Below are 23,799 nucleotides of genomic sequence, written 5' to 3' on the forward strand. Positions count from 1 at the left end.
ACTAGGGGTGCGCCGGGCGCGCCGAGCCGCAGTCGAGCGCACCCGGGTCGATGGCTTCGATGAACATGCGCAATGAGTGCCGTGTGAAGGACTCGGCATCGAACTCGCGCGACCCGTTCAATCGGCCGTCGGCGACGCGATGCAGCGCATCGATGAGCCCCTCGCGCGAGATCGGTACGAGCGGCCCGAATGCGCCGTCGTGGAGCGCCGACCGTGACCCCGGAGTGTCGGTCGCCACGACGGGGGTGCCGACCGTGAGCGCTTCGAGCAGCACGAGCGGTTGTCCCTCGTGCAGCGATGGGAGCACGAGGGCGCCCGCGGCCTGCAGATGCGCTTGAGGGTTCGGCACGAGTCCCCGCATGCGAACGAGATCGTCGATACCGAGTCGGGTGACGAGCTCCTGCAGCTCGAGGCGCAGCGGGCCGTCTCCGAGGCAGGTGAGCTTCACCGGGCGGCTGAGCCGGTCGCGGCTCTCGGCGAGCGCGTGGAACAGCTCCGCGTGGTTCTTCTCGTGCGAGAGTCGCGCGATGACGCAGGCGTGCGCGCCCTCCGTGCCGTACCAGGCCACATCCTCGGCGTCGAGGGGAATCTGCGCCAACTGACGGATCTCGTCCACGTTGATGGTGTTCTCGATGGTGATGTGCTTTTCGACGGGCACCCCGAGGTGTTCGTGCATGGTGCGGGAGTTGTAGTCGCGCACACCGTCGCTCACCGAGGCGTAGAAGTCCATCTCGTCCATGGAGAGCAGCCCCGGACGCAGACGCGGGTACTTGTTCTCGACTTCCTTCCACATCTCGTTGTGGAAGATGATGCCGCGTCGGCCTCCGTCCACGCGCACGCCGTAACCGATCAGAGCGATGTTCTTCGCGTCGTACGCGCTGAACTCGACCGCGGCGTGGAACGCCGTGGCGCCGAAGAGACGGCGCGCTTCGCGTTGCTGGCTCGCGCGGACGAAGCGCTTGACGAGCGGGTAGTCGACGTATCGGCGCGTGGAGAAGAACTGCAGCGCCTCGCGTTCCATGCGGGTGCCCGCGAAGAGGGAGACCATCGGGAGCACTTTCGCGTAGGCCCGCACATCGGCGAGCGTCTCTGACTCTGCGCCTTCGAGCGCGTTGCGGTTCGGAATGAGGTAGGGGGTGTACTCCGAGGATTCGAGGGCCGCGATCAGGCTGCGTACCGAACGGGTGATGCCATTGGGTGGGAGACCGCCCGTCGAGATGAGTACGGAACGATGACGTTGAGCGCGTTCGGGGGCCTCTGGCCGGGGCTCGCCGAACAGGAGTTCGACCGCGCGGCGTGCGGATGTTCCCGTCTCAGGCGAGCTGAAACGCTCCGTCTGCGCGGCGTACGAGGCCGTAAAGGCTGCTGGATCACGGACGGCGCGCTGGAGCTCAGCGCGCGCCTCGGCCGTCGAGCGAGCGTTCGCCCCTGGCACGTCATCGGCTGAGAAGTACAGGCCGCGCTCGGCGGTGTAGGCCTCGATGTCATCGGTGAGCGTGACCACGGGAACTCCCACCGCAGCCGCATCGAAGAGCACGCTCGAGAAGTCCGTGACGACGGCGTCTACAGCGCCGATGAGCTCGTTCGTGTCGATTTGCGCCGGAACGAAGGCGAAATTACCCGGCGGTGTCGTGCGGAAGGCGGAGCTGACGTAGTGATGCGCACGGACGGCGACTCGGAAGCCGGGCGCTGCGAGGCCGCGAGCCGTCTCGATGACCGACTGCACCTCGGCGTCGCGTTCGGCGAAGGTGCCCTTCCAGGTCGGCATGTAGACCACGAGGTGCTCGCCATCGCGCGCGCCCAATTCGGTGCGGATCGCGTGGCGCGACTCCTCGGGAAGGTTCACCGAGAGATCGTTGCGGGGATACCCCGAGCGCACGAAGACCTGGGGAACGAGCTCGTCGACGTCGTGGCCGCGTGAGAGCACGTCGAGCGTATGCTGGTCGGGTCCGAGCACGAAGTCCGCGTGCAAGAAGTTGCGGGCGATGTTCCCATAGGCGAAGGGTTCAGACCGGTTGTCGCGCCCCATCGTCTTCCACGGCACGCCGTGCCAGGTGTTGAGGTAGCGCTGCCCATCACGCTTCGTGAAGTTGTATTCGAGCGTCGAGTTGTTGATGACCGCACCGGCGCTCGCGAGGTATCGGAAGTGGCCAGAAGAGCCCTTGCGCACGAACACGACGTTCGGCCGGTCCCGCAGAGCCGGGTGGACTACCGCATCGGACTCGATGCTCCACACGTGGAGCAGATCGGCGTGATCGGGGTCGGTGAGAAGTTCGAGGCAGATCGCGAGCGGATTGCACGAGGTGGATCCGCCCAGCGAGGACTCGTACAGCACGGTGCGCCGTTGCAGCGGTTCCGTTTCCGTGCACTCGTGGTAGTACATGTTGCGCGACGAGCCGAGATCGCTCCACTGGGGCAGTGTCAATTGGATCGACGGGAGGCGCTTGTACTGCGCGGTGCAGATCGCGGTCCAGGCGCGATCCCATTCCTCGCTCACTGCGCACTGCGCCGCGAGACGCATGAGCGCCTGCCAGCGGAGCTTGCGACTGCTCGCGCGCGCCGCGATCTGCTCGAGGTGCTCTACACGCAGCGGGAGCACGAGGCGCCGGTTGTACTGGTTGACGAGCTCGGCGAGCTGCGGGTCGACCTCGCGAGCGAGGCCGTCGGTGGGAAGATCGTCAGCGAGTTCCAGGTCCTCGAGATAGCTGGTCACCGCGGCTTTCGCGTGGTCGCGCTCGGCGAGGAGGCTCGCAAGACGGAAGCGGTGCAGTAGAGACCGCTGTTTCGGGCGAGCGCTCAGATAGGCGACGATCGCCTCTTCCGGTCGGTCGAGCAGTTCGAGGAGCTGCCCGAGGTGCGACTTCATGGCCCGCGGGCAGTCGTCTCGCAGCATGGCGATCTGCGCGTGAGCGATCCCGGTATCGAGTTCGCCGAGCTGCACCCTGGCGCGGAAACTCATGTCGAGCAGTCGGGTCTCGGAGTGCTCGTCGAGCGTTGGCAGCAACGCCGCTACCTCGTCGGCGTGCTGGTACTTCTCGAACTGCAGGGACGCCACCGCGAAGGTGTCGAAGCCGTCGTCTGCAGGAGCGAATTGCGTGTACAGCCGTTCGACGTCACGGTGCATCCCGAGCTGACGGGCGCAGTAGGCTGCCGTCAGCAGTCGTTCATCGCCAGCGTCCAGTGCGGGGAAGGAGCTGAACTCCTCCCACGCCTCCTCGAGACGGTCGAGCCGCACCAGGACCTCGATGCGCCACCCGCGCCACTGCAGTCGTGCGGCCTCGTCGTCGGCGAGTTCGATCGATTTCTCGACCGCGTGCAACTCGCGGTGCACGTTGCCACGAGCTCGCTGATTCCAGGCCTCTTCGTCGTAGATGCGCGCGAGGCCCGGCTCGAGCTCCTTCGCGCGCTCGATCAGGCCGTCGCCGACGGACAGCGAGTTGCGCAGGTAGTGGAATTTCGCGACTTCGACGAGCACGCCGGCTCGAGTGCCCGGCCGTGCCGCCAGGGCCTGGGCGTACTGCTTCACCTGATCGACGGGAAGCCGTTCAGCCAGGTAGTCGAGGTACGGCACGACGGCGTCGGGGTAGCGCGAGAGCTGGGCTTCGAACCGGTCGCGTGCTCTGACCGCGAGGGATGAAGTGGCATCTCGTGATTGCAGGGCGCGCAGCACGAGGAAGCTGCGGCGCCACGGTTGCTCCCGGCCGAAGGCGAGCCCGAGCCCCCGTTGAATCGGAGCCGGGAGCGCGCGTGCGAGTTTCACCTACGAAAGTGTACTCGGGGTGAACTGCACCCCGAGCTCCTTCGTATAGGTGGCGACGCCGTGCTGGAACTGCAACGTGCGCTTGCCGCCGTCGCGAAGCCGACCCTTCGCCTCTCCCGCGAGGAATCCCCACGGCCCCTCGGGGCCGTCGTTGTCGAGATACGCGTTCAAGAAGGAGCCGGGGAGCAACCCGTGCGTCTGCTTCAGGGCGGTGCTCTGCGTGATGAGTCCGTTCTGGAAACGCTGGTACGAACCGCCGCCGTTCTCCGCGACTTCCTGGGCGTTGTGCAACGGGCGGCCGAACTTGCTCCGATCCCGTTCGAACACGGTCTTGATCTGGCCGCGCACCGAGTAGCTCACTGGACCATCGGGCAGCTTTCCGGAGCCCGGCGTCACGAAGGCGATCGCCTCGTCGATGGGCCCGTCGAAGATCACCTTGCCGCGCTGCAGTACCACGCCGCGTTCGCAGAGCTGCTTGACCTGACCCGCGCTGTGGCTCACCACGAACATGGTCTTCCCCTGCTGCCGCAGCAGCTGCATGCGCTCGATGCACTTCTCACGGAATGCCGCATCGCCGACGGAGAGAATCTCGTCCACCAGCAGGATGTCGAGTTCGGTATGCACGGCGACGGAGAAGCCGAGCCGCGAGTACATGCCGGACGAGTAGAACTTCACCTCGGTATCGATGAACTCGCCGATCTCCGAGAACTCGAGAATGTCGTCGAACCGGGCTTCCGTCTCTTCGCGGCTCATCCCGAGAATCGCCGCGTTCAGATAGACGTTGTCGCGGCCCGTGAGGTTCGGGTTGAAGCCGGCGCCCACTTCGAGGAGCCCCGCGAGCCTGCCCCGTGTGCGTATCCAACCGGTGTCGGGTCTCAGCACGCCGGAGAGCATCTTCAAGGTCGTCGATTTGCCGGAGCCGTTGCGCCCCATAAGGGCGATCGACTGCCCCTCCGGAACTTCGAGGGACAAGCCGTCGATCGCCGTGAACTTCGACGACGTCTCCTTGCGCTGCAGCGCGGCGACGAACGTCTCCTTCACGGATGTCGCGTGACGGATCTTGAACGTCTTGCTGATGTCATTGATGACGATCGCGGGCTTTGCGGCCACGGGAGTCGTGGCGAGGGAGTCAGAGGTACTGGGCAAAAGTCCCCTCCATCTTTCGGAACGTGAGCTGGCCGATCACGAGTGTCACGAGCGCGATGCCGAGGGCGATGAGCGCATTCAGCATCAGGCCGCTCGGGCGGTCGGAGCCGGGCGCGATGGGTAGCCAGAAGACGTTGTGGAACAGCTCGACGGTGGCGGTGACCGGATTGAGCATGTAGATCGTGTAGACCCAGTTCGGGGCGATGTCGCGGATCATCGACGACATGTAGAGCACGGGCGAGGCCCAGGTGGCGAACATCAGGATCAGGCCGACCACGTTGTGCGCATCGCGGTACGCGACGTTCAGCGCACCGAAGAAGAGACCGAGTCCGAGCGCGAAGACGATCACGACGACCAGGCCCAGCACGAACGCCACGACCTGCATCACTGTGATGGTCCATCCGAGAACGATGCAGATGATCAGCAGCACTCCGGCCTGCGGAAGGAAGTGCGTGATCGCGCCCCCCACCGCAGCCACAGGGAAGAGTTCGCGGGGAAGGTAGATCTTCTTCACGAGCGAGGCGTTGTCGGTGATCGAGCTCGTGGTGTTTCTGAGCACTTCGCTGAACAGGTTCACCGTGATGAGTCCGCAGAAGAGGTACACCGGGAAGTACTGGATGTCCTTGTGCATTCCCAGCACGATGCCGATGACGACGTAGTACATCAGGAAGTGCGCGATGGTCTGCACGTACGACCAGATCCAGCCGAGCGCGGATCCGTAGTAACGGGTGGTGACGCTCTTCTTCAGCAGGAGCGACAGCAGGTAGCGATGCCGGAAGACATCCCACAATCCCTTGCTCTTCCCCGGAGTATCGAACTCCGGGTCAGTGAGCGCACTTTGGTAAGTCACAAACGTTTATTCTACTTCGTCAGTCTGGGGGACCGCCCGGTCACAGGCCATCCACCACGCCTACGGGACGCAGTTCGCCCTGATCGCGCCACCAGGCGACGTCATCGCGGAGCGTGCCGAACGCGTCGGAGATCCAGCCGCCGCCGGTGAGGAGATCCCCCGAGCGATAGTGCGCGAGCAGCACTGCGGCGAGAGCCGCATCATGCCCTGCGCGCTCGATGCCAACGGCGTTGACGCCGGTGAGGCGCGGCGGCGTGCCGTACACCTTCGCGAACGGGGGGACGTCTCGAGTCACGGGCGTGCCCATGCCGACCATCGCACCGGCGGCGATGACGCGTCGCTGATGCACGACCGCGTTCATGCCGATGTTGACGCGGTCGCCGATGACGCAGTGCCCGCCGATCGACACACCCGCCGAGACCGTCGCCTCGTCGCCGAGCACCACATCGTGCGCGAGGTAGGCGCGGTTCAGCACCCAGCTGCGGGCGCCGACGCTCGTCTCGCGATAGGTGCCCTGGTGGATCACGGCGTTCTCGCGGATCACAGCGCCCGCCTTGATGCGCACTCCGGCATGCTGGAGGTCCCCGGTCCAAGCCGCGTTCTGCGGCAGGCTCGACATCTCGGGCGGTGCGCCGATCTGAGCGCCCGGCCCGATCCAGACGTCGTCCTCCACCGTGCAGGGGCCGAGCAGCACCGCTCCGGGGCCGATGCGCACGTTCGCTCCGAGTTCCACTCCCTCGCCGATGTAGGCGAGCGGGCTGATGTCGTTCATGGATCTCCTTCGGGAGTTCAGTGGGTGCGGTCAGCAGCCGGTGACGCGGTAGAGCACCGCGTCACCCTCGCTGTCGACTTCCGTGAGGATCGGTGATCGGTCGAGGTGCTTCATGTCTTCGAACGGCACGCCGCGCGGGCCGGGGTCGGGGATCACGAATGCGGTGCCGAAATCGAGCACGTACGAGATGTCGAGCTCCTGAGACAGGCTGCAGGCGAGCTCGGGGTCTGGCACGAGGGCGTTGACGAACTCGTAGTCCCGCGGATCGTAATTGCCGCCGGAGTGCGGGAACGTCACAGCGCGGTCCGCGAGTGCGTAGGTGAGCGAGCTGCCATTCAACGGATTGTTCGCGATGACTTCGCCGTCCGGCACTTCGTCATCGAGCCGGTCGATGAGCGCGAGTTCGTCGTCGTTCACGAGCATCGCCGCCTCCTGATCGTACGATTCGGTGACGATCTGCTGGATGCGGAAGGTGCCGGCGTGCCCCACGGCGACGAGGAAGATGAGCGCGAACGCCGTGAGTGAGCGATACGTGCGACCGGGCCGGGTCGATGACATCCGCGCCGCACGCAGGAACGACGGCCGGAGCATGGCCCAGGCCGCACGCGCGCCGAGCACCATGAGCGGCAGCGCGCCGAACGGCACGAGAGCGGCGAGACGACGGGAATCGTTGTACCAGGGCCCTACGAAGAACGTTCGCCACTCCGAGGTGGGAAAACCATCGGCGATCACGTAGAACGCGGCGAGGGTCGCGGCGCTCCCCACCGCCCATCGCAGCGAGCGGTAGCGCCAGGCGAGGACGGCTCCCAGCAGCACGAGAAGGGCGACGACCCAGGCGTGGCCCTGGATGTGCGGCGTGCCGCCGATGAGTTGCAGGAGCGCGTCGTGCACCTTGAAGAAGCCCTGCCAGGCGTTGTCGGTCGTGCGTCCCACGATCCACGCTGCCACGACGGTCACCGCGAAGACTCCGGCGCCGACGAGCGCGAGGACGGAGCGCAGGGCGCGCGGGGTCTTCGGCATGACGACGATCCCGCCGTCTCCCGGAACAGGTCGCCCGCGCAGTGCGCGCAGCACGGCGAAGAGCACCGGGAACGCGCCCCAGACGAGGAGCACGTGGATGACGCTCGGATGCGCGAGCACGGCGGCTCCCAGCGCTCCGAGGAACAGCAGCCAGCGGGTCGCGGGAGTCAGCGGCTGCGCACGTCGAGCCGGTCCGAGATTCAACAGTTGCAGTCCGGCCACCAGCACGAACGGCATCAGGATCAGCGCGAGGATGTTGGGGTACAGCACCCCGTAGCCCACGAGGAAGAGCGGGAAGTTCGGGAATGCCGCGGCCACGGCTCCCGAGACGACCGTCGTCGCCACGCTCGGGCCGGCGATCGCGCGTCCGAAGGCCACGATCCCGATCGGCCAGACGACGCACACGACGATGAAGAGCACTGCGTTCGTCGCGACGGGGATGCCGACGCCGCTGAGCTGCACCACGAGGGCGACGAGGGCGTGCCAGAGCGTCGGGTAGAACACCGGCGACCCGGGCGACGTGAGATCCATCGACACGGGCGAGGCCGAACCGCCGTCGAGGATGTAGCGCACGGCGTTGAGATGGAAATTCGCGTCGAACGTCTGCGAGATGGCGGTCGGCTGCTTGATCGCGGCCACCAGCGCGATCGCGAGCACGATGCCGCCGATCGCGGCCGCGCCGAGGGATACCCAGAGGTCGTGCCGCACGTGCAGGGCCCGCGGTCGGAGCGTCTGCGGGGTGACGTCCCGCGCGATCCAGCGTCGCAGCGCGAGAAGCACCAGCGCGAGCACCGCGGTGAGCGCGAATGCCGGGAGGATCGACCACGGCACGCCGATGAGCTGCGCGACGATGCTCGAGAGGGCCAGCACCGCGAACGACGCCGGCACGGCGACGACGGCGACGGTGAATCCGCGCAGCCGAAGCGCCCACGCAACCGGGAGTCCCGTCACCGCGATGATCGCGAGGGTCGTCGCGACAGGGATCGCGAAGCTCAGCCAGGCCATCATGCGCGCGGCGCCCCATCAGAGGCATCCCGATCGCCCCCGGATCGCGAGCGGCCCTCGAGAATGCGTGCCTCCATCAGCGCGACCGCGCGCGCGAGCTCTGAAACGCGGGCGTCGCTGCGCGCTTTCGCCCGGACGACCGCCACGGCGAAGATGAGCATCGCGACGATGAAGAGGTAGAGCAGGAGGTCGGTGCCTCGTCCGATGCCGAAGAAATTCGCGACCGCGGTCAGCATCCCGGGGAAGATGATGGCCGCTGCTGCCGCCGCGACGAAGAGGATCGCGAAGATGCGCTTGAGCGCCAGCGACCGCTCGCCGGGAAGGAACCGCACGGCGAGGCTCGCCGCGGCGATGACGAACAGGATGAGGAGAACTTGGAAGAGTGTCACGGGTGCCTAACGGATGATGAGGTCCACGAGAATGTTCACGGAGTTGAGCAGCGACTGCCCCTTGGCCTTGGAGTAGTCCGTGTAGATCACTTCGACCGGGAACTCGGCATAGGGCAGCCCGGTCTTTCCGAGCTGCACGACGATCTCGGTGCCGTGGGCCATCCGGTCCTGGCGCAGATTGATGCGCGACACCGCATCCGCACGGATGACGCGGAGGCCGTTATGCGCGTCCGTCAACCGGGTACGGGTCGTGATGTTCGTCACCCACACCGCGGTCTTCAGCACGAGCTTTTTCAGCACCCCGGGGTTGGTGCGGTCGTCGAGGAAGCGGGAGCCGAAGACGATCGCGAGATCCTCCGCTCGAGCGACCTCGAGCATCGCTGCGGCGTCCACCACTCGATGCTGGCCGTCGGCGTCGAAGGTCACCACGTACCGTGCGCCGCGCTCGAGCGCATACGCGAATCCGGTCTGCAGCGCCGCGCCCTGCCCGAGATTGATCGGGTGCTTCACGACGTGCGAGCCCGCAGCGCGAGCGACGCTTCCGGAACCGTCCCTCGAACCGTCGTCGATGCACACGACATTCGGGAACACGGGCAGGAGCTCGGCGATGACTCCGCCGATGACGGTCGCCTCGTTGAAGAGTGGGATCACGACCCAGGTGTCGGCGTTGGCGGACTCCCGAGGAGCCGCAGGGTCGGGCATCATGCGTCCATTCTGACAGACCGCTGCCCGAATACTGGGTGAAACGGGCCGCAGAGCCGCGGTGTCGCCCCGGTTTCGGCACCGTGCCCGTGAGGCCCTCTCAGCCGAACGGCGATCCGGGCGGTATCCTGGCAGCTGACGATCCGCATCCCGTGCGCGAAAGGTACTGCATATATGTCGACTGAGTTCATCCCTGCTGCCAAGCCCCTCATCGGAGATGAGGAGCGTGAAGCGGTCGATCGGGTGCTGCGCTCGGGCATGATCGCGCAAGGCCCCGAGGTCGCCACGTTCGAGCAGGAGTTCGGCGCGCACTTCGCGGCCGGCCGGCCCACGGTGGCAGTGAACTCGGGTACCGCGGGTCAGCACCTCGGACTGCTCGCCGCGGGCGTCGGCCCTGGCGACGAGGTCATCGTCCCCTCCTTCACCTTCGCAGCGACCGGCAACTCGGTGGCGCTCACCGGGGCCACCCCCGTCTTCGCCGACATCGAGCCGAGTTCGTTCACGCTCGACCCCGAATCGGTGCGCGCGTCGATCACTCCGCGCACCAAGGGCATCATGCCCGTGCACCTCTACGGGCACCCCTTCCTCGTCGATGCGATCGAGGCGATCGCCCGCGAGCACGGCCTCGCGATCTACGAGGACGCCGCGCAGGCCCACGGCGCATCATGGAACGGGCGTCAGGTGGGCACGCTCGGCGACTTCGCCATGTTCAGCCTGTACCCCACGAAGAACATGACGTCGGGAGAGGGCGGCATGGTCACCTGCGCGACCGAGGAGCTCGCGCGCGGCGTCCGCCTGCTGCGCAATCAGGGCATGGAGACGCAGTACGCCAACGAGGTCATCGGTTTCAACGCGCGCATGACCGACGTGCACGCGGCGATCGGTCGCGTGCAGCTCACCAAGGTCGACGGGTGGACCGCGCAGCGCCAGGCGAATGCCGCGACGCTGAACGAGGGCCTGGCCGGGGTGGCGGGCGTCACTACGCCGATCGTGGCCGACGAGGCCGTGCACGTCTATCACCAGTACACGATCCGCGTCGACGCCGCTGAGCGCGATCGCCTGCGCGACGCGCTCAAGGAGGAGCACCAGATCGGTTCAGGGGTGTACTACCCGATCCCGAACCACCGCCTGCCGTCACTCGCGCATTTCGCCCCAGACCTGCACCTGCCCGAGACCGAGCGCGCTGCGACCGAGGTGCTGTCGCTGCCCGTGCATCCGTCGCTCACCGAGGGGGACCTCGCGCGCATCATCGCGGGCGTCACCGCGGTACTGCGAGCCGGAGCCTAGGCCGGGCTCGCCCGCGCACGCGGGTCACCCGACAGCATCATGAAACAGATCTGGATCACCCTCAGGCAGCTCCTCCCGCTGCTTCCGCAAGGCGCGCAGCGCTACTTCGTTGGCTACATCGTCGCCACGAGCCTCATCACGACGCTCGACGCCATCGGCATGGCGATCCTCGCACTGTCGATCGGGCCGATGCTCGCGGGCAACGCGGTGACCATTCCGCTCGTCGGCGAGATCGGCGTCGAGGCGGCGCCCGTGCTCATCCTCATCGCGCTCGCGCTCATGATGCTGAAGTCGCTGCTCAACGTGATCCTGCAGTGGTTCGCCACACGTCGGTTCGCGCGATACGAGCTCGAGGTCGGCGATCGCCTGTTCCGCGCCTACATCGGTGCGAGCTGGGAAGAGCGATCGAAGCGCACCGTCGCCGAGATCACGCGCATCGCCGACGCGGGCATCGCCAACGCGATGGCCGGCTTCGTGCTGCCGCTCATGCGCGTGCCGAGCGCGTTCTTCACCTTCGTGCTCGTGCTCGGGGTGCTCGTGGTCTCCGACCCCGCGACCTCGGTCATCGCCTTCGTCTACCTCTCGCTCGTCATGCTGCTCGTGCACTTCGTCGTCACGAACCGCTCGCTCGAGGCCGGCCAGGTCAACCGCGACTACAGCTACCGGGTCGCGAACCTGATGACCGAGATGATCGACGCGCTCAAGGAGCTCAGCCTGCGCAACCGCCTCGGCGAGGTCGCAGATCTGGTGACCGACAACCGGCGGCACGGAACGCGCGCGCGTGCGAACGGTTCGTTCCTCGGGGTGCTGCCCGGTTTCGCATTCGAGATGGCGCTGCTCGGGGGCATCGCCCTCATCGGCGTGAGTGCGTACTTCTTCCAGGGCGGAGTGCAGGGCGCGCTCTCATCGGTCGCGCTGTTCGCGACGACCGGGTTCCGTCTGATCCCCGCGCTGACCGCGGTGCAGGGCGGCATCGTGCAGGCCACCGCGAGCCTCCCCGGTGCCCGTGACGTCGTCGGCGACCTCATCGCATCCGAGCGCGATGTGCAGACCTCGCAGACGCCGGCCGACACCGCGGCACTCGCAGAGAACCCGCGGCTGCTCCGCCTCGACGACGTGCGGTTCAGGTATCCGAGCGCTGAAGAAGACGTGATCAGGGGCATGTCCCTCGATGTGCCGCTCGGCAGCTCGGTCGGTATCGTCGGGCCATCCGGGGCGGGCAAGTCGACGCTCATCGACCTGCTGCTCGGACTCAGCCAGCCCTCGCGGGGAACGATCGAGATCGACGGCGCCTCGATGCAGTCGGTACTGCGCCAGTGGCGCGGACGCGTCGGGTACGTGCCGCAGCGCGTCGCGCTGTTCGACGGAACCATCGCTCAGAACGTCGCGCTGACCTGGGGAGAGGACATCGACCGGGATCGCGTCATGCACGCGCTCGAGCGCGCTCAGCTCGGCTCGCTGATCTCGACACGCGCAGGCGGCATCGATGAGCGCATCGGCGAGCGCGGGGTGTCGCTCTCGGGCGGTCAGCAGCAGCGGCTCGGCATCGCCCGCGCCCTCTACACTGACCCGCTCGTGCTCGTGCTCGACGAGGCGACCAGCTCGCTCGACACGAAGACCGAGGACGAGGTCACGAAGGCCATCCGCGCGCTGCAGGGCGAAGTCACCCTGATCTCGGTGGCCCACCGGCTCTCGACGATCAAGGACTACGACCGCATCTGCTATCTCGACGACGGCGTGATCGTGGCCCAGGGAAGCTTCCGCGACGTGGCGAGCCAGCATCCGGCATTCGGCGAGCAGGTCGCCCTCGCGGGACTGGCGAGCCTGCTGAGCAACGATCCGCCTGCAACGTCGGCCGTCACCCCGTCCATCTGACGGGTCGCCGCGAACCCGCCGGTCGAGCTACTCCGGAAAGATCTGGCCGACGGGTTCGCGCTTCTCGGCCTGGAAGCCGTCTTCGGCCCGGCCGACGGCCCAGTAGGCCGAGAGCGACAGGGCACGACGCTCGATGCCCCACTCGTCGTGCAGCAGCCGACGCAGCTGCTGCATCGCGCCGCGCTCACCGTGCGCGAAGACCTCGGGAAGCACGTCGGGCACGGGGAGGGCGCGGGCGGCCTCGACGAGGAGGGAGCCGTGGAGTGCCGGGGGCCCGTCGCTTCGGTCGCGGTGGAGCCAGCGAACCTCGATGCCGACAGGGCGACGCAGCTCGATCTCGTCGGCGGCGCTGCCGACCTCGATGAGTACGAGTCCGTGCGCACTGGCGGGTGTCTCTTCGAGCGCGGCGGCGACTGCTGGCAGCGCCGACTCGTCGGCGAAGTACAGACGCGGCAGGTGCGGGTCCGTGGAGGGCGCGAACTGCCCGCCCGGACCGGAGAACGTGACCAGCTCGCCCGGCTGTGCGGCGGCGGCCCACGGGCCGGCGATGCCTGCGTCGCCGTGCACGACGAAGTCGATCGCGAGCGTGCCCGTCGCGGGATCGATGGAGCGGATCGTGTAGGTGCGCCGCACCGGGAGATCCTCGAGCGGGAGGCGTTGGCGCAGCGCTTCGAGATCGTACGGCGGCTCGAGCCCGAGCTCGGGTTTCGCGAAGAGCAGCTTCACGTACTTGTCGGTCTTCGCGATCCGCTCAGGATCGGCTTCGCCGATGAACGCTGCGAAATCGTCTCCTCCGAGATGCACGCGCACGAGATGCGGGCTGATGCGCTCCGTCCGCTCCACGGTCAGGACTCTTGCGGGGCCCGGGCGGCGGCGGGCAGCGGTTTCATTCACCCCCTTACCGTATCGCTGACGGACCCTCCGCCTCTAGCATCATCAGACGAATCTCGGCGGTCGAATCTGGGCTGATGCCGATCGTACGGCGAGTACGATGGGCACCGATGATCGAGATTCTGAACGAAGACCAATTGCGCCGCGCTCGCCGCGCCGGCGCACTCGTCGGTACCATCCTCCAGACGCTCCGCGAGCGCGCTCGAGTCGGCACCAACCTGCTCGAGCTCGACCGGATGACGGGGGAGATGATCCGCGAAGGCGGCGGGGTCTCCTGCTACATCGATTACGCGCCGTCGTTCGGCAACGGTCCGTTCGGGCACTACGTCTGCACCGCGGTCAACGACGCCGTGCTGCACGGCATGCCGCACGACTACGCACTCGCGGACGGCGATCTGCTCACCCTCGACCTCGCCGTCACCGTGGACGGCATCGCCGCCGATTCCGCGATCAGCTTCATCGTGGGCGAGACCCGTGATCCCGCCGACGTCGCCATGATTGCGGCGACCGAGGAGGCGCTTCGCGCCGGCATCGCCGTCGCGAAGCCCGATGCACGCATCGGCGACATCTCGCACGCGATCGGCGCCGTGCTCAAGGGCGCCGGGTACTCGATCAACATGGAGTTCGGCGGCCACGGCATCGGCTCCACGATGCACCAGGAGCCGCACGTGGCGAACAACGGGCGCGCCGGGCGCGGGTACCGGCTCCGCGAGGGCCTGCTGCTCGCCGTCGAACCGTGGGTGATGGCCGACACCGACCGCCTGGCCGTCGACGCCGACGGCTGGACCCTGCGAAGCGCCACGGGCGCGCGGACGGCCCACTCGGAGCACACCATCGCGATCACCGCCGACGGCGCCGAGATTCTGACGCTGCCCCCGCGCTAGCTCAGGCGCACGGCTTCGGTCCCAGCCGGGGTCAGCGCGCGCCGTTCATGATGCGGAAGCCCGAGAACAGCGTGCGGAACGGGGCCTGCTGCTGCAGTGCGCGGAAGGGGTTGCGCGGCAGCAACGTCGGAATGGACCGATAGACGTGCCGCTTGTCGAGTGCCAGTGCGATGCTCGCCGGTGAGCTGTGCGGCGACGCGAGCTCGGTGAACACGGCGCGGTCGGTACGTGCGAGCAGCTTGCGCACGCCCGGCGCGAGCCGCTCGAATCGCCTGAGCAGGCCGATCAGGTCCGAACGATTCGCATCGAGGTCGTCTTGCGTGCGCGCCCGGGCGAGAATCGCATCGAACATGTGAATGCGGATGAGCTTCACGACGATCGCGAGGCGATCGGCTCGCGACGACTGCGCGAACCAGGGGAGTGATTCGAGTTCGTCGAGGAACGCGAAATCCTGGGCGACCGGACGCGGGGCGAACGTGACGCGGTCACCGGCATCGGCATTGATCACATAGGCGGGACCGTCGAGATCGTAGGCGAGCGTCTCGGCCGTGTACCAGACGGTCAGCGAGTAGGTCAGGTCCTCCCCGGAGGGCAGGCCCTCCGTCAGGCGGAGGTCGCCGAACCGGCGCCGGTCGATCAGTCCGAGCGGCGCGCTGCGATACGCGAGTCGATCTCTGCGAGGGTGCAGGCGCTCCGTGCGTCGACCGCCCCGCACCGGGGGATACGGGTCCGTTCGCCCGGTGTCGAGCTGAATGCGCGCGAGCACCGCCTCCGCTCCCGTGCGCTGCGCGACGGCGAGCCACGAATCGAGCGCACCGGGCGCGAGTTCGTCGTCCGATCCCATGACCGAGATGTAGGGCGCCGACGACTGGGCGAAGCCGTAGTTCATCGGGCCGGCCGGCGAGGGGATGCCATCGCGAAGTTCGAGGAGCCGCACGTCGGGATGCTGCGCGTACTCGCCGAGGTTGGTGCGGATGATCTCGGGGTCGATGTTGTGCGCGACCACGTTCACGCGCACATCGGCCGCGGTGTGATCGATCACCGATGCGACGGCGCGCGCGATGGGACGAGTCGCGGAGTGGACGGCGATGGTGAGGTCGACGAGCGGCTCGGTCATGCTTCGATGCTACCGGGCGCACCCCGTCGCCCCGATCCTCCTCGGCTACACTGGTGCCGACCATCCGTCCGGTCGACCGGCCGCCCGTAATCGTGAAGGGAGCGCGTGCACGTATGGCGCGATCCGCCCTTCTCGCGCGGCTGCTGCCGCAGCGTCGTAACGACTACCCCAGGTGGCTGAATGCGGTGATCGACTTCGTCGCCGATCACCCCATGAGCATTCCCGGCCGAATCGCAGCGCTGCGCCTCGGAATTCCTCGTGCGAAGGATCGCCCCGGCGTCTCAGTGCCCGGGACCGGCGATCCGCGTGTGCTGATCGCTCCGGTCAACTATTCGAATCAGTCGACGGAATGGACCCGCGCGGTGCGCGAAGCGCTCCCATCGGCATCGACCGCGACGATGGCGATCGACGTGCCGGGCGGTTTCGCCTTCCCATCGGACCTCGTCGTACCCGTGGCCACCTATCACAACGACCGCGGGTGGCAGCGGGCGCAGCGCGACGCGGTGCGGCGCTTCAGCCACGTGCTCGTCGAAGCGGAGGAACCGCTGTTCGGGCGGCTCATGGGGCGCGATTTCGCGCGCGAGATCGCTTGGCTGTCGGCGGCGGGCGTCGACACCGCGTGCATGGCGCACGGCACCGACATCCGGGTGCCGAGCGCGCACGCCGAGCGCGAGCCGTGGTCGCCCTACACGGATCCCGATCTCTACTCCCGCCGTCTCGAACGCGTGACCCGGCGGAACATCGCGATGCTCCGCGCCAGTCGGCGCCCGCTCTTCGTGTCGACGCCGGATCTGCTGCTCGATCTGCCCGAGGCCGCATGGTGCCCGGTCGTCGTGGACGCGCGCCGCTGGGCCGTCGCCGCTCCGGAGCGCAGACCTGCGGGCGCCAGGCTTCGCGTGATCCACGCTCCGAGTGTCTCGCTCATCAAGGGGACCCAGCTCATCGAACCGATGCTGCGTCGTCTCGAGGCCGAGGGGGTCATCGAGTACCGCGAAGTACGAGGTGTGCCGTCGGCCGAGATGCCGGAGGTGTATGCGTCCGCCGACGTGGTGCTCGACCAGTTCAGGCTCGGGTCGTACGGCGTCGCAGCGTGCGAGGCGATGGCCGCAGGCAAGCTCGTGATCGGTCACATCGCCCCCCAGGTGCGAGGGCGGGTGCGGGAGGACGCGAGTCTCGACCTCCCGATCGTGGAGGCGACCCCGGACACACTCGAGGCGGTGCTCCGCGACGTGGCGAAGGATCCCGCTGCCCTCGCCCGAGCCGGCGCCGAGGGCCCCGAGTTCGTGCAGCGCTGGCACAGCGGTGCCGAGAGCGCGGCGGTGCTGATGCGGCACTGGATCGCGCCAGGCACCACCCAGCGCCCTGTGCAGGAAGGCGAATGATGCACCCCGCGATCGAGAAGCTCTGGAAGCTCGTGCCGAAGGTCGTGCAAGACGGCATCGCGATGACCGTGGACCGCGTGCGGCGCGCTCCGATGCCGCCGGTTCCGAGCGCGGACACGCGGTGCGAGGCCCGCGTGTTCATCTCACCCGCGAATTACGCCGGCCAGGGGTATCGTTGGGGTCGCGCGGCGATGCGCGATGAGCGAGTCGACGCGAAGAACCTGGTGTACGCCGAGATCAACCCCTTCGGGTACCCGGCCGACTACTCGGTGCCGTGGCGCACCGTCACGCACGACCGCGTGTGGCAGCGCCGCCTGCTCGAGGCGCTCGCCCGCGACTTCACGCACGTGCTCATCGAGGCCGAGTTCCCGCCGCTCGGAGGAATGTGGAACGGCGACGTGCGGCGCCAGGTGCGCGAGCTCCGTGCGCGGGGCCTGATCGTCGGAGCCGTGAGCCACGGCAACGACATCCGTCTGCCGAGCCGCCACCGCGAACATGAGCCGTGGTCGCCGTTCGTCAATGACGACTGGGTGCCCGTCGAACGTCTCGAACAGGTCGTGGCGGCGAATCGGCAGCTGCTCGACGACGTCGCGGGGCCCACATTCGTCTCGACCCCCGGCCTCATGCTCGACGTCCCCTACGCGCATCTGCTGCCCGTCGTCATCGACCCCGATCCGTGGCGCACGGAGGCGCCGGTGCTCGAGCGCGAGCGGCTGCGCGTGCTGCACATCCCCTCGAACCCGCTGGTCAAAGGAACGGCGGAGATCGAACCGCTCCTGCGCCGGCTCCATGACGAGGGCATCATCGAATACGTCACGGTGACCGGCCTCTCGCAGGCCGAGATGCCTGCGATGTTCGCTTCGGGAGACGTCGTGCTCGACCAGTTCCGTCTCGGCGACTACGGCGTCGCAGCCTGCGAGGCGATGGCGGCCGGCCGTCTCGTGATCTCCCATATCGGGGAGTACGCCCGCGAGGCGGTGCGCGAGGGCACGGGCCTCGAATTGCCGATCGTCGAAGCAGACATCGACTCCCTCGAATCGGTCCTGCGCGACGTGGTGCAGCATCGTGAGCGGTACCGCGCTGAGGCCGCCCGCGGCCCGGCATTCGTCGACCTCGTGCACGACGGTTCGGCCTCGCGCATCGTGCTCGAGCGCGAGCTCCTCGGACTGACGCCGAATGAGTGAGCCGCGCCGGCCACGCTATCCACCATCCCAGGGAGCCCCCATGCCTCAGTCGCCGTTGCGCGTCGTCATCGCGAGTCGCATCTTCGCGCCGGAGCCCGCCGCGGCATCGTTCATGCTCGAGGCGATCGCTCGCGAGTTCGCACGGCGCGGCGCAGAGGTCGAAGTGCTGACCACCCGAGCACCGCGAGCCGGCCGTGCCGCCGCCGCCGGGCAGGATCCGGCGGGAGTCAGCGTGCGCCGCTTCCCGGTGCTGCGCGATGCGGCCGGCTACGTGCGCGGATACGTCCAGTACATGAGCTTCGACATTCCGCTGTTCTTCCGGCTCCTCCTCGCGCGCCGCGCAGACCTGTACATCGTCGAACCCCCGCCCACGACCGGCGCGGCGATGCGTGTCGCGGCGGCGATCCTGCGTCGTCCGTACGTGTACGACGCGGCAGACCTCTGGTCGGATGCCGCGAGCCAGGCGACCTCCTCTCGCGTCGTGCTGCGCGTGCTGCGCGGGGTCGAGCGCTTCGCGATGCGGGGAGCATCGGCCGCGTTCGCGATCTCACCCGGCCTCGTCTCGCGCATGCGCGAGATCGGGATCGAGACGCCCGCCACTCCCGTTGGCTTCGGCGTCGACACCGGAGCGTTCACCTTCCGGGGTGCGCGTTCTGCGGCGGTGGCGCCCTACTTCGTCTACGCCGGGTCGTATTCGGAGTGGCACGGAGCCGAGATCTTCATCGATGCCTTCGCGCGGTTCTCGGAGGAACGGCCCGGCTACCGGTTGCTGTTCTACGGCAACGGGTCGCAGCGCGCGGCGCTCGAGCGCCGCATCGCCGATCTGGGCGTCACGGGAGTGGAGTTCTTCGCGCCGGTCGGCGGCGAGGAGCTCTCGCACGTGCTCTCGGGTGCGGTCGCCTCCCTGGCGAGCCTGAAGCCCCGGCAGGGATACGATTACGCCTTCACGACCAAGGTCTACGCGTCGCTCGCGTCGGGATGCCCGGTCGTGTTCGCCGGCGAGGGCCCGACGGTCGACTTCATCGAACGGCACCGCGCCTCGCACCCGGTGGGGTCGGCCGTTGGATACGACGTCGAGGCGACGACGCAGCTGCTGGCAGATGCGGCGCGCGATCCGCTGAACGATGCCGAGCGCCAGGAGCTCAGCGCGTGGGCCTCCGATGCGTTCTCGATCGACCGCGTCGCCGCGCAGGTCGCCGACTGCGCCGAAGCCGTGCTTCCCGCGCGAGTGCGGGAGCGTCGGGCTTGAGCGAGCACCGGGCGGGGGTGACCGCGATTCCTCGGCGAATCGTCGGCACAGTGATCGACGGGCTCATGGCCCGGCGCGCACGGCTGCCTCGATGGGTCGTCTCCCTGATGGAGGGCGTCGCGAAGCGGCCCGGCCGACCGGTCTCGCGGCTCATCGCATTCGCGCTGGGCGGCACTCGCGCGACGCATCGCCCACCGGTGACCGAAGTCCCCGAGCGGCCGGTGCGGGTGTACATCGCCCCGACGAACTACTCCGGTCAGGGATACCTCTGGGCGCGCGCGCTCGAAGCGGAGCGCACCGACGTCGGTGCGAGGAACCTCTCGGTGCAACTGCCAGGAGGCTTCGGATTCCCCGCCGACCGCGACGTGCCGCTTCCCGTGCAGAATCTCTCGCGACCCTGGCAGACCGCGGAGCTCGCTGCGGTGCGGCGCTTCACCCACGTCCTCATCGAGGCGGAGCGCTCCCTGTTCGGGGGACTGCTCAACTGGGATGTGGCCAGGGAGGTGCGCGCCCTGCAGCTCGCCGGAGTCTCCGTCGCCCTGCTCTCGCACGGCACGGATCTGCGCTCGCCTGAGCGCCATCGCAGTCTGACCCCGTGGTCGCCGTACGGAAAGGACGAGCGGCAGGACGCGATGCTGCAGGCGGATGCGGATCGGAACGCAGCGCTCATCGAAGCGCTCGGGCTTCCGCTGTTCGTCTCGACGCCGGACCTCCTGCTCGATGCGCCTGCCGGCGTGTGGTGCCCCGTGGTGATCGACGTCGAGCGGTGGAGTGCGCGGCACGCCCCGCTCGAACGGGCCCGCCCCGTCGTGCTGCATGTGCCGAGCTCGGCAGCGACCAAGGGGACGCACCTGATCGAACCGGTGATGCAGCGCCTGCACGATGAGGGCCTCGTCGAGTACCGTCGCGTCTCGGGCGTCGCCGCGGATGAGATGCCCGCACGCGTGGGCGAGGCCGACATCGTGCTCGATCAATTCAGGATCGGCTCCTACGGCGTCGCCGCCTGCGAGGCGCTCGCCGCGGGCCGCGTCGTGGTCGGTCACGTGCTCCCGCAGGTGCGCGAGGCGGTGCGCGCCGCGACGGGGACGGAGCTTCCCATCACGGAGGCGACGCCCGACACGCTCGAATCGGTGCTGCGCGAGATCGTTGCAGACCGCACCGGGAGCCGGGCGCTCGCAGCCGAGGGCGAGCGCTTCGTGCGGAGGGTGCACTCGGGCGGATTCAGCGCTCAGACACTGCTCTCGGCATGGATCGATGTCGCTGCTGAGCACGGGCATGACTCCGGGCCGGGTCGGCACGTTTAGACTGAAGTGCATGGCGGCCAGGGGCCGCGGCTCTCGTGGGCATCCGTCGCGCGGGCAAGTGGAGCAGACACGTGGAGGAACACTGTGGCACAACCGAACGTCGTACTCTTCGGTGCTGGATCGATGGGACGCAATCACGCGCGCATCATCGCGAACTCCAGTCGAGCGAACCTCGTCGGAATCGTCGATCCGTTCGAGGCGAACGGACGCGCGGCGACCGACGCGTTCGGCGGAGAATGGTACGCCTCGGCGGAGCCGGCGCTGAAGCACGCCGACGCCGTGGTCGTGGCAGCATCGACGGAGTACCACTACGACATCGCGCGCGAGATCCTCGACGCCGGGCTGCCCGTGCTCATCGAGAAGCCGATCTGCCCCTCTCTCGAGCAGACCGAAGAGATCCTGGCGACCGCTGAACAGCGCGGCGTTCCGGTCCAGTGCGGGTTTCTCGAGCGGTTCAACGCCGGGGTGATCGCGGCGCAGTCGCTCATCGAAGAGCCCGTGTACGTGCGCGCCGAGCGCCACTCACCGTACTGGTCGCGCATCAAGACGGGCGTCGCCTGGGATCTCCTCGTGCACGACGCCGACCTCATCTCGCGCATGTTCGGATCGCAGTCGCCGGAGCGCGTCAACGCCGAGCTCGGGTACTTCCACCCGGAGTCGCTCGAGAACGCCGAGGACGTCATCGATCTCACCCTGCGCTTCCCGGGCAACGGCATCGCATCCGCCTCCGCGAGCCGCATCGGCCAGCGCAAGGTGCGACGCCTGACCATCCAGTCGCTCGACTCCATGGTCGAGGTCGACCTGCTCCTGCGCGGCGTGACGAAGTACCGGCACGCGAACATCGAGAGCACCATCGGGCACGCCGGCTTCAAGCAGATGACCGAGATGGAGGTGCCGGAGGTGTCGGGCGCCGAGCCGCTCGCGGCGCAGTTCGATCACTTCGTCGACCTCGTCGAGGGACGCGTCGACATGGATGACGAGCGGCGCAGCATCCTGCCGGCGCATCGCATCATCGCCGAGGCACTCCGGCAGCGCTAGCGCAGTCTTCGCGCGGCGGGAGTCCGGCCCGTCACGGCTTGGGCGTGAACGCGCGCTCCGCGAGGTCGATCAACTCCGCGACGCGCAGGCTGTCGCGGCGCAGTTCGTCGATCTCGGACTCCAGGCGGGAGACGCGTTCGCGCTCGGCCTGCAATTCGGCCTCGAGGCGCGCGATCGCGTCATGCGGAGTGCCGAGCACGCGACGAGCGCGTCCGAGCGCGCGTCGTGCCGCATTCGGTTCATTCATTCGTGTTCTCCAGAGATCGGTTCGGTCGATGCAGGCGTGGCGCTGGTCGAATCGAACAGCACGGTCGCCCCGACGGGTCGACGAGAGCGGCGTCTGAACGTCTCCGCGCGCGCGAGCGGCATCGTGTCGACGACGCCCTCGGGCAGCTCGGGCAGCGGTTCGTGGATCGGGTCGAAGACGAGGCGGAGACCGTACGCTGCGGCCTCATCCGCGAGCTGGGTCTCTTCGAGATGCCAGCCGGTGGGATCCTCGAAGGTCACGTCGCGTGCGTGGCGCGCATGGAAGGTGAACGCGGCCTGGCCTCCGGAGTGCAGCGCCATGCGCATGAGGCGCCACGCGTATCCGCGCCCGTGATGCCCGATCTCATCGAGCACGTGGTTCGCGACGACGTCGAACGACCCTCGGATGTCGAGTTCGGCGGTGATGCCGAGCGACCGCGCCCGGTAGAGATTGATGTGCTCGTACGTCGGCTCCGGCGGATCGCCGGCGAACCCGCTCGCGCGACGGAGCGCTTCGGTCGCGTAATCGAGTCCCACCACACGTGCGTCGGGATGGGTCACCTGCAGCGCGCGGGTCAACGCCCCACTGCCGCAGCCGAGATCGAGTACGACCGGCGAAGCCTCGCTGCGCAATGCCTCGAGAAGCCACTCGCGGCCCTTCGCCCACTGCGCCTCGGACGCGTCGTGGGCAGCCTCGTGAGCGGCGTCGACGGGCGCGTTCGCGTGGCCGCTCGACGCCGACGCATAGTGCGCATCCCAGAAATCGCGATGGAAGTTGAAGGAGCCGAACCAGCTGTCGAACCGGCGCCGCGTCGGCTCGGGCGTCTCGAGCACGTACCCCGGGATCGGCGTGCGCCAGTTCGCGTCGTAGTTGATGGTGAGCCAGCGATCGGTGTCGGCGGGGGCGGGAAAATCGGCGCCGTTGATCGACACCCTGCCGAACGGGAGCATCTGATCCATGCACATCTCGCCGCGCACGTGGAACGGCTGGTTGATGAGCCCGTCCTCCGTGAAGAACGCGGCGAACACGTCGATGTAGTGCACGACCTCGCCGTGATCCGCGTCCCTGAAGAGCAGTTGCATGTGCGTCGCGCTGTGACGCTTGATCTCGTACCCCAGATCCGCGAGTGCGCGTCCCACGCGAAACGCTTCGACGGAGACATCGACTGGGTGCGTATGCTCCGAGAGGTATGCGATGTCGGCGTCATCGTCGTGGGGGAGCAGCGCGCCGGATCGCACAGCGCCGAGCAGGGTGCCGCCGACGACGAAGGGTCGGAGCCCCTGCTGCTGCAACTGCTCGACGAGCACGGCGGAGCGCTCGACGATGAGCGCTTGAACGTCCTCACCCATCGCATCGAGCGCGACGCCCAGACGCCCCCACTTGTTGACGACGAGCGGTGTGCCCGACTCGTCGACCACCGTAGTGCGATGCTCGGCCTCGTCGAAGGCGATCTCGGCTGCTTCGAGACACGACCCGCTGGCCGAATCGTGCACGCTCAGGCGGGTGCTGCCCGTCAGATGCGGGCGGAGCGTCTCCGGCCAGTCGATCTCGGCGGGTGTCTCGAGCCCGCGCACATCGATCGACCAGATGCGCGCATCGTCGAATCTGACGTCGACGGACACCGTGCGCTCGGGAAGCGCTTCCAAGACGAGATGTCGAGACGTGGATCGTGAGTTCATATGCGGCAGAGTCATGCG

At 68.0% G+C, this 23,799-nt stretch carries 19 protein-coding genes; 8 read left to right on the top strand and 11 right to left on the bottom strand.

Annotated features, from left to right (window positions below; translation table 11 throughout):
- Position 1: 1 nt before the first annotated feature.
- The 7 genes from JE033_RS14980 to JE033_RS14005 are packed head-to-tail and all read right to left on the bottom strand — an operon-like array spanning position 2 to position 9,647.
- Positions 2–3,760 (bottom strand): glycosyltransferase, encoded by a 3,759-nt coding sequence (locus JE033_RS14980; protein WP_200332418.1) that lies wholly within the window; start codon positions 3,758–3,760, stop codon positions 2–4.
- The gene (locus JE033_RS13980; protein ID WP_234037533.1) at positions 3,761–4,906 is read right to left on the bottom strand and encodes an ABC transporter ATP-binding protein; all 1,146 of its coding nucleotides are present in this window, start codon (positions 4,904–4,906) and stop codon (positions 3,761–3,763) included.
- Positions 4,890–5,756, bottom strand: coding sequence for an ABC transporter permease (locus JE033_RS13985; protein WP_200332420.1), 867 nt, complete (start codon positions 5,754–5,756; stop codon positions 4,890–4,892). Before JE033_RS13985 ends, JE033_RS13980 begins: the two co-directional genes overlap by 17 nt.
- A 40-nt stretch (positions 5,757–5,796) precedes the next feature.
- The gene (locus tag JE033_RS13990) at positions 5,797–6,528 is read right to left on the bottom strand and encodes a DapH/DapD/GlmU-related protein (RefSeq protein ID WP_200332422.1); all 732 of its coding nucleotides are present in this window, start codon (positions 6,526–6,528) and stop codon (positions 5,797–5,799) included.
- Positions 6,529–6,558: 30 nt separating this feature from the next.
- A complete protein-coding gene (locus JE033_RS13995) occupies positions 6,559–8,556 on the bottom strand; it encodes a DUF6541 family protein (RefSeq protein WP_200332424.1) in 1,998 nt (665 codons plus the stop codon).
- On the bottom strand, positions 8,553–8,942 hold the full coding sequence (locus JE033_RS14000; RefSeq protein WP_200332426.1) for a DUF2304 domain-containing protein: 390 nt from the start codon (positions 8,940–8,942) through the stop codon (positions 8,553–8,555). The genes JE033_RS13995 and JE033_RS14000 overlap by 4 nt, the downstream gene beginning before the upstream one ends.
- A gap of 6 nt (positions 8,943–8,948) precedes the next feature.
- Positions 8,949–9,647: a glycosyltransferase family 2 protein gene (locus JE033_RS14005; RefSeq protein WP_370567979.1), complete on the bottom strand. Its 699-nt coding sequence runs from the start codon at positions 9,645–9,647 to the stop codon at positions 8,949–8,951.
- A 171-nt stretch (positions 9,648–9,818) separates the two neighbouring features.
- On the opposite strand from JE033_RS14005, the gene JE033_RS14010 reads away from it, so the two are divergent.
- Both JE033_RS14010 and JE033_RS14015 read left to right on the top strand, forming a co-directional pair.
- The gene (locus JE033_RS14010; protein WP_200332428.1) at positions 9,819–10,931 is read left to right on the top strand and encodes a DegT/DnrJ/EryC1/StrS aminotransferase family protein; all 1,113 of its coding nucleotides are present in this window, start codon (positions 9,819–9,821) and stop codon (positions 10,929–10,931) included.
- A gap of 39 nt (positions 10,932–10,970) precedes the next feature.
- Positions 10,971–12,806 (top strand): ABC transporter ATP-binding protein, encoded by a 1,836-nt coding sequence (locus JE033_RS14015; RefSeq protein WP_200332430.1) that lies wholly within the window; start codon positions 10,971–10,973, stop codon positions 12,804–12,806.
- A gap of 27 nt (positions 12,807–12,833) precedes the next feature.
- Here the strand turns inward: JE033_RS14015 and JE033_RS14020 are convergent, their stop codons facing one another.
- Positions 12,834–13,649, bottom strand: coding sequence for a siderophore-interacting protein (locus tag JE033_RS14020; RefSeq protein ID WP_370567980.1), 816 nt, complete (start codon positions 13,647–13,649; stop codon positions 12,834–12,836).
- Between the two features lie 158 nt (positions 13,650–13,807).
- On the opposite strand from JE033_RS14020, the gene map reads away from it, so the two are divergent.
- Positions 13,808–14,581 (top strand): type I methionyl aminopeptidase, encoded by a 774-nt coding sequence (gene map / locus JE033_RS14025; RefSeq protein ID WP_200332434.1) that lies wholly within the window; start codon positions 13,808–13,810, stop codon positions 14,579–14,581.
- Between the two features lie 31 nt (positions 14,582–14,612).
- Here map and JE033_RS14030 read toward each other — a convergent pair whose 3' ends face one another.
- On the bottom strand, positions 14,613–15,698 hold the full coding sequence (locus tag JE033_RS14030) for a glycosyltransferase (protein ID WP_200332436.1): 1,086 nt from the start codon (positions 15,696–15,698) through the stop codon (positions 14,613–14,615).
- A gap of 113 nt (positions 15,699–15,811) precedes the next feature.
- On the opposite strand from JE033_RS14030, the gene JE033_RS14035 reads away from it, so the two are divergent.
- The 5 genes from JE033_RS14035 to JE033_RS14055 all read left to right on the top strand — a co-directional run bounded on the left by JE033_RS14035 (position 15,812) and on the right by JE033_RS14055 (position 21,855).
- On the top strand, positions 15,812–17,080 hold the full coding sequence (locus tag JE033_RS14035) for a hypothetical protein (RefSeq protein WP_200332438.1): 1,269 nt from the start codon (positions 15,812–15,814) through the stop codon (positions 17,078–17,080).
- The gene (locus JE033_RS14040) at positions 17,077–18,264 is read left to right on the top strand and encodes a hypothetical protein (RefSeq protein ID WP_200332440.1); all 1,188 of its coding nucleotides are present in this window, start codon (positions 17,077–17,079) and stop codon (positions 18,262–18,264) included. The genes JE033_RS14035 and JE033_RS14040 overlap by 4 nt, the downstream gene beginning before the upstream one ends.
- A 40-nt stretch (positions 18,265–18,304) precedes the next feature.
- A complete protein-coding gene (locus JE033_RS14045; RefSeq protein WP_200332441.1) occupies positions 18,305–19,513 on the top strand; it encodes a glycosyltransferase family 4 protein in 1,209 nt (402 codons plus the stop codon).
- The gene (locus tag JE033_RS14050; protein ID WP_200332443.1) at positions 19,510–20,817 is read left to right on the top strand and encodes a glycosyltransferase; all 1,308 of its coding nucleotides are present in this window, start codon (positions 19,510–19,512) and stop codon (positions 20,815–20,817) included. Before JE033_RS14045 ends, JE033_RS14050 begins: the two co-directional genes overlap by 4 nt.
- An 84-nt stretch (positions 20,818–20,901) precedes the next feature.
- A complete protein-coding gene (locus JE033_RS14055; protein ID WP_200332445.1) occupies positions 20,902–21,855 on the top strand; it encodes a Gfo/Idh/MocA family protein in 954 nt (317 codons plus the stop codon).
- Between the two features lie 31 nt (positions 21,856–21,886).
- On the opposite strand, the gene JE033_RS14060 is transcribed toward JE033_RS14055, so the two are convergent.
- Together JE033_RS14060 and JE033_RS14065 are read right to left on the bottom strand one after the other, a co-directional pair.
- Positions 21,887–22,102, bottom strand: a complete 216-nt coding sequence (locus JE033_RS14060) for a hypothetical protein (protein ID WP_200332447.1) — start codon at positions 22,100–22,102, stop codon at positions 21,887–21,889.
- A complete protein-coding gene (locus tag JE033_RS14065) occupies positions 22,099–23,781 on the bottom strand; it encodes a trans-aconitate 2-methyltransferase (RefSeq protein WP_200332449.1) in 1,683 nt (560 codons plus the stop codon). Before JE033_RS14065 ends, JE033_RS14060 begins: the two co-directional genes overlap by 4 nt.
- Positions 23,782–23,799: the final 18 nt, after the last annotated feature.

It is taken from the genome of Leucobacter sp. L43, from assembly GCF_016597785.1.
Lineage (GTDB): Bacteria > Actinomycetota > Actinomycetes > Actinomycetales > Microbacteriaceae > Leucobacter > Leucobacter alluvii.

Coding starts and splice junctions, on each gene's coding strand:
- JE033_RS14030 (WP_200332436.1), bottom strand. CDS start 15,698: ATGACCGAGCCGCTCGTCGACCTCACCATCGCCGTCCACTCCGCGACT.
- JE033_RS14045 (WP_200332441.1), top strand. CDS start 18,305: ATGCCTCAGTCGCCGTTGCGCGTCGTCATCGCGAGTCGCATCTTCGCG.
- map (WP_200332434.1), top strand. CDS start 13,808: ATGATCGAGATTCTGAACGAAGACCAATTGCGCCGCGCTCGCCGCGCC.
- JE033_RS14065 (WP_200332449.1), bottom strand. CDS start 23,781: ATGAACTCACGATCCACGTCTCGACATCTCGTCTTGGAAGCGCTTCCC.
- JE033_RS14005 (WP_370567979.1), bottom strand. CDS start 9,647: ATGATGCCCGACCCTGCGGCTCCTCGGGAGTCCGCCAACGCCGACACC.
- JE033_RS14040 (WP_200332440.1), top strand. CDS start 17,077: ATGATGCACCCCGCGATCGAGAAGCTCTGGAAGCTCGTGCCGAAGGTC.
- JE033_RS14035 (WP_200332438.1), top strand. CDS start 15,812: ATGGCGCGATCCGCCCTTCTCGCGCGGCTGCTGCCGCAGCGTCGTAAC.
- JE033_RS14060 (WP_200332447.1), bottom strand. CDS start 22,102: ATGAATGAACCGAATGCGGCACGACGCGCGCTCGGACGCGCTCGTCGC.
- JE033_RS13990 (WP_200332422.1), bottom strand. CDS start 6,528: ATGAACGACATCAGCCCGCTCGCCTACATCGGCGAGGGAGTGGAACTC.
- JE033_RS14015 (WP_200332430.1), top strand. CDS start 10,971: ATGAAACAGATCTGGATCACCCTCAGGCAGCTCCTCCCGCTGCTTCCG.
- JE033_RS13995 (WP_200332424.1), bottom strand. CDS start 8,556: ATGATGGCCTGGCTGAGCTTCGCGATCCCTGTCGCGACGACCCTCGCG.
- JE033_RS14010 (WP_200332428.1), top strand. CDS start 9,819: ATGTCGACTGAGTTCATCCCTGCTGCCAAGCCCCTCATCGGAGATGAG.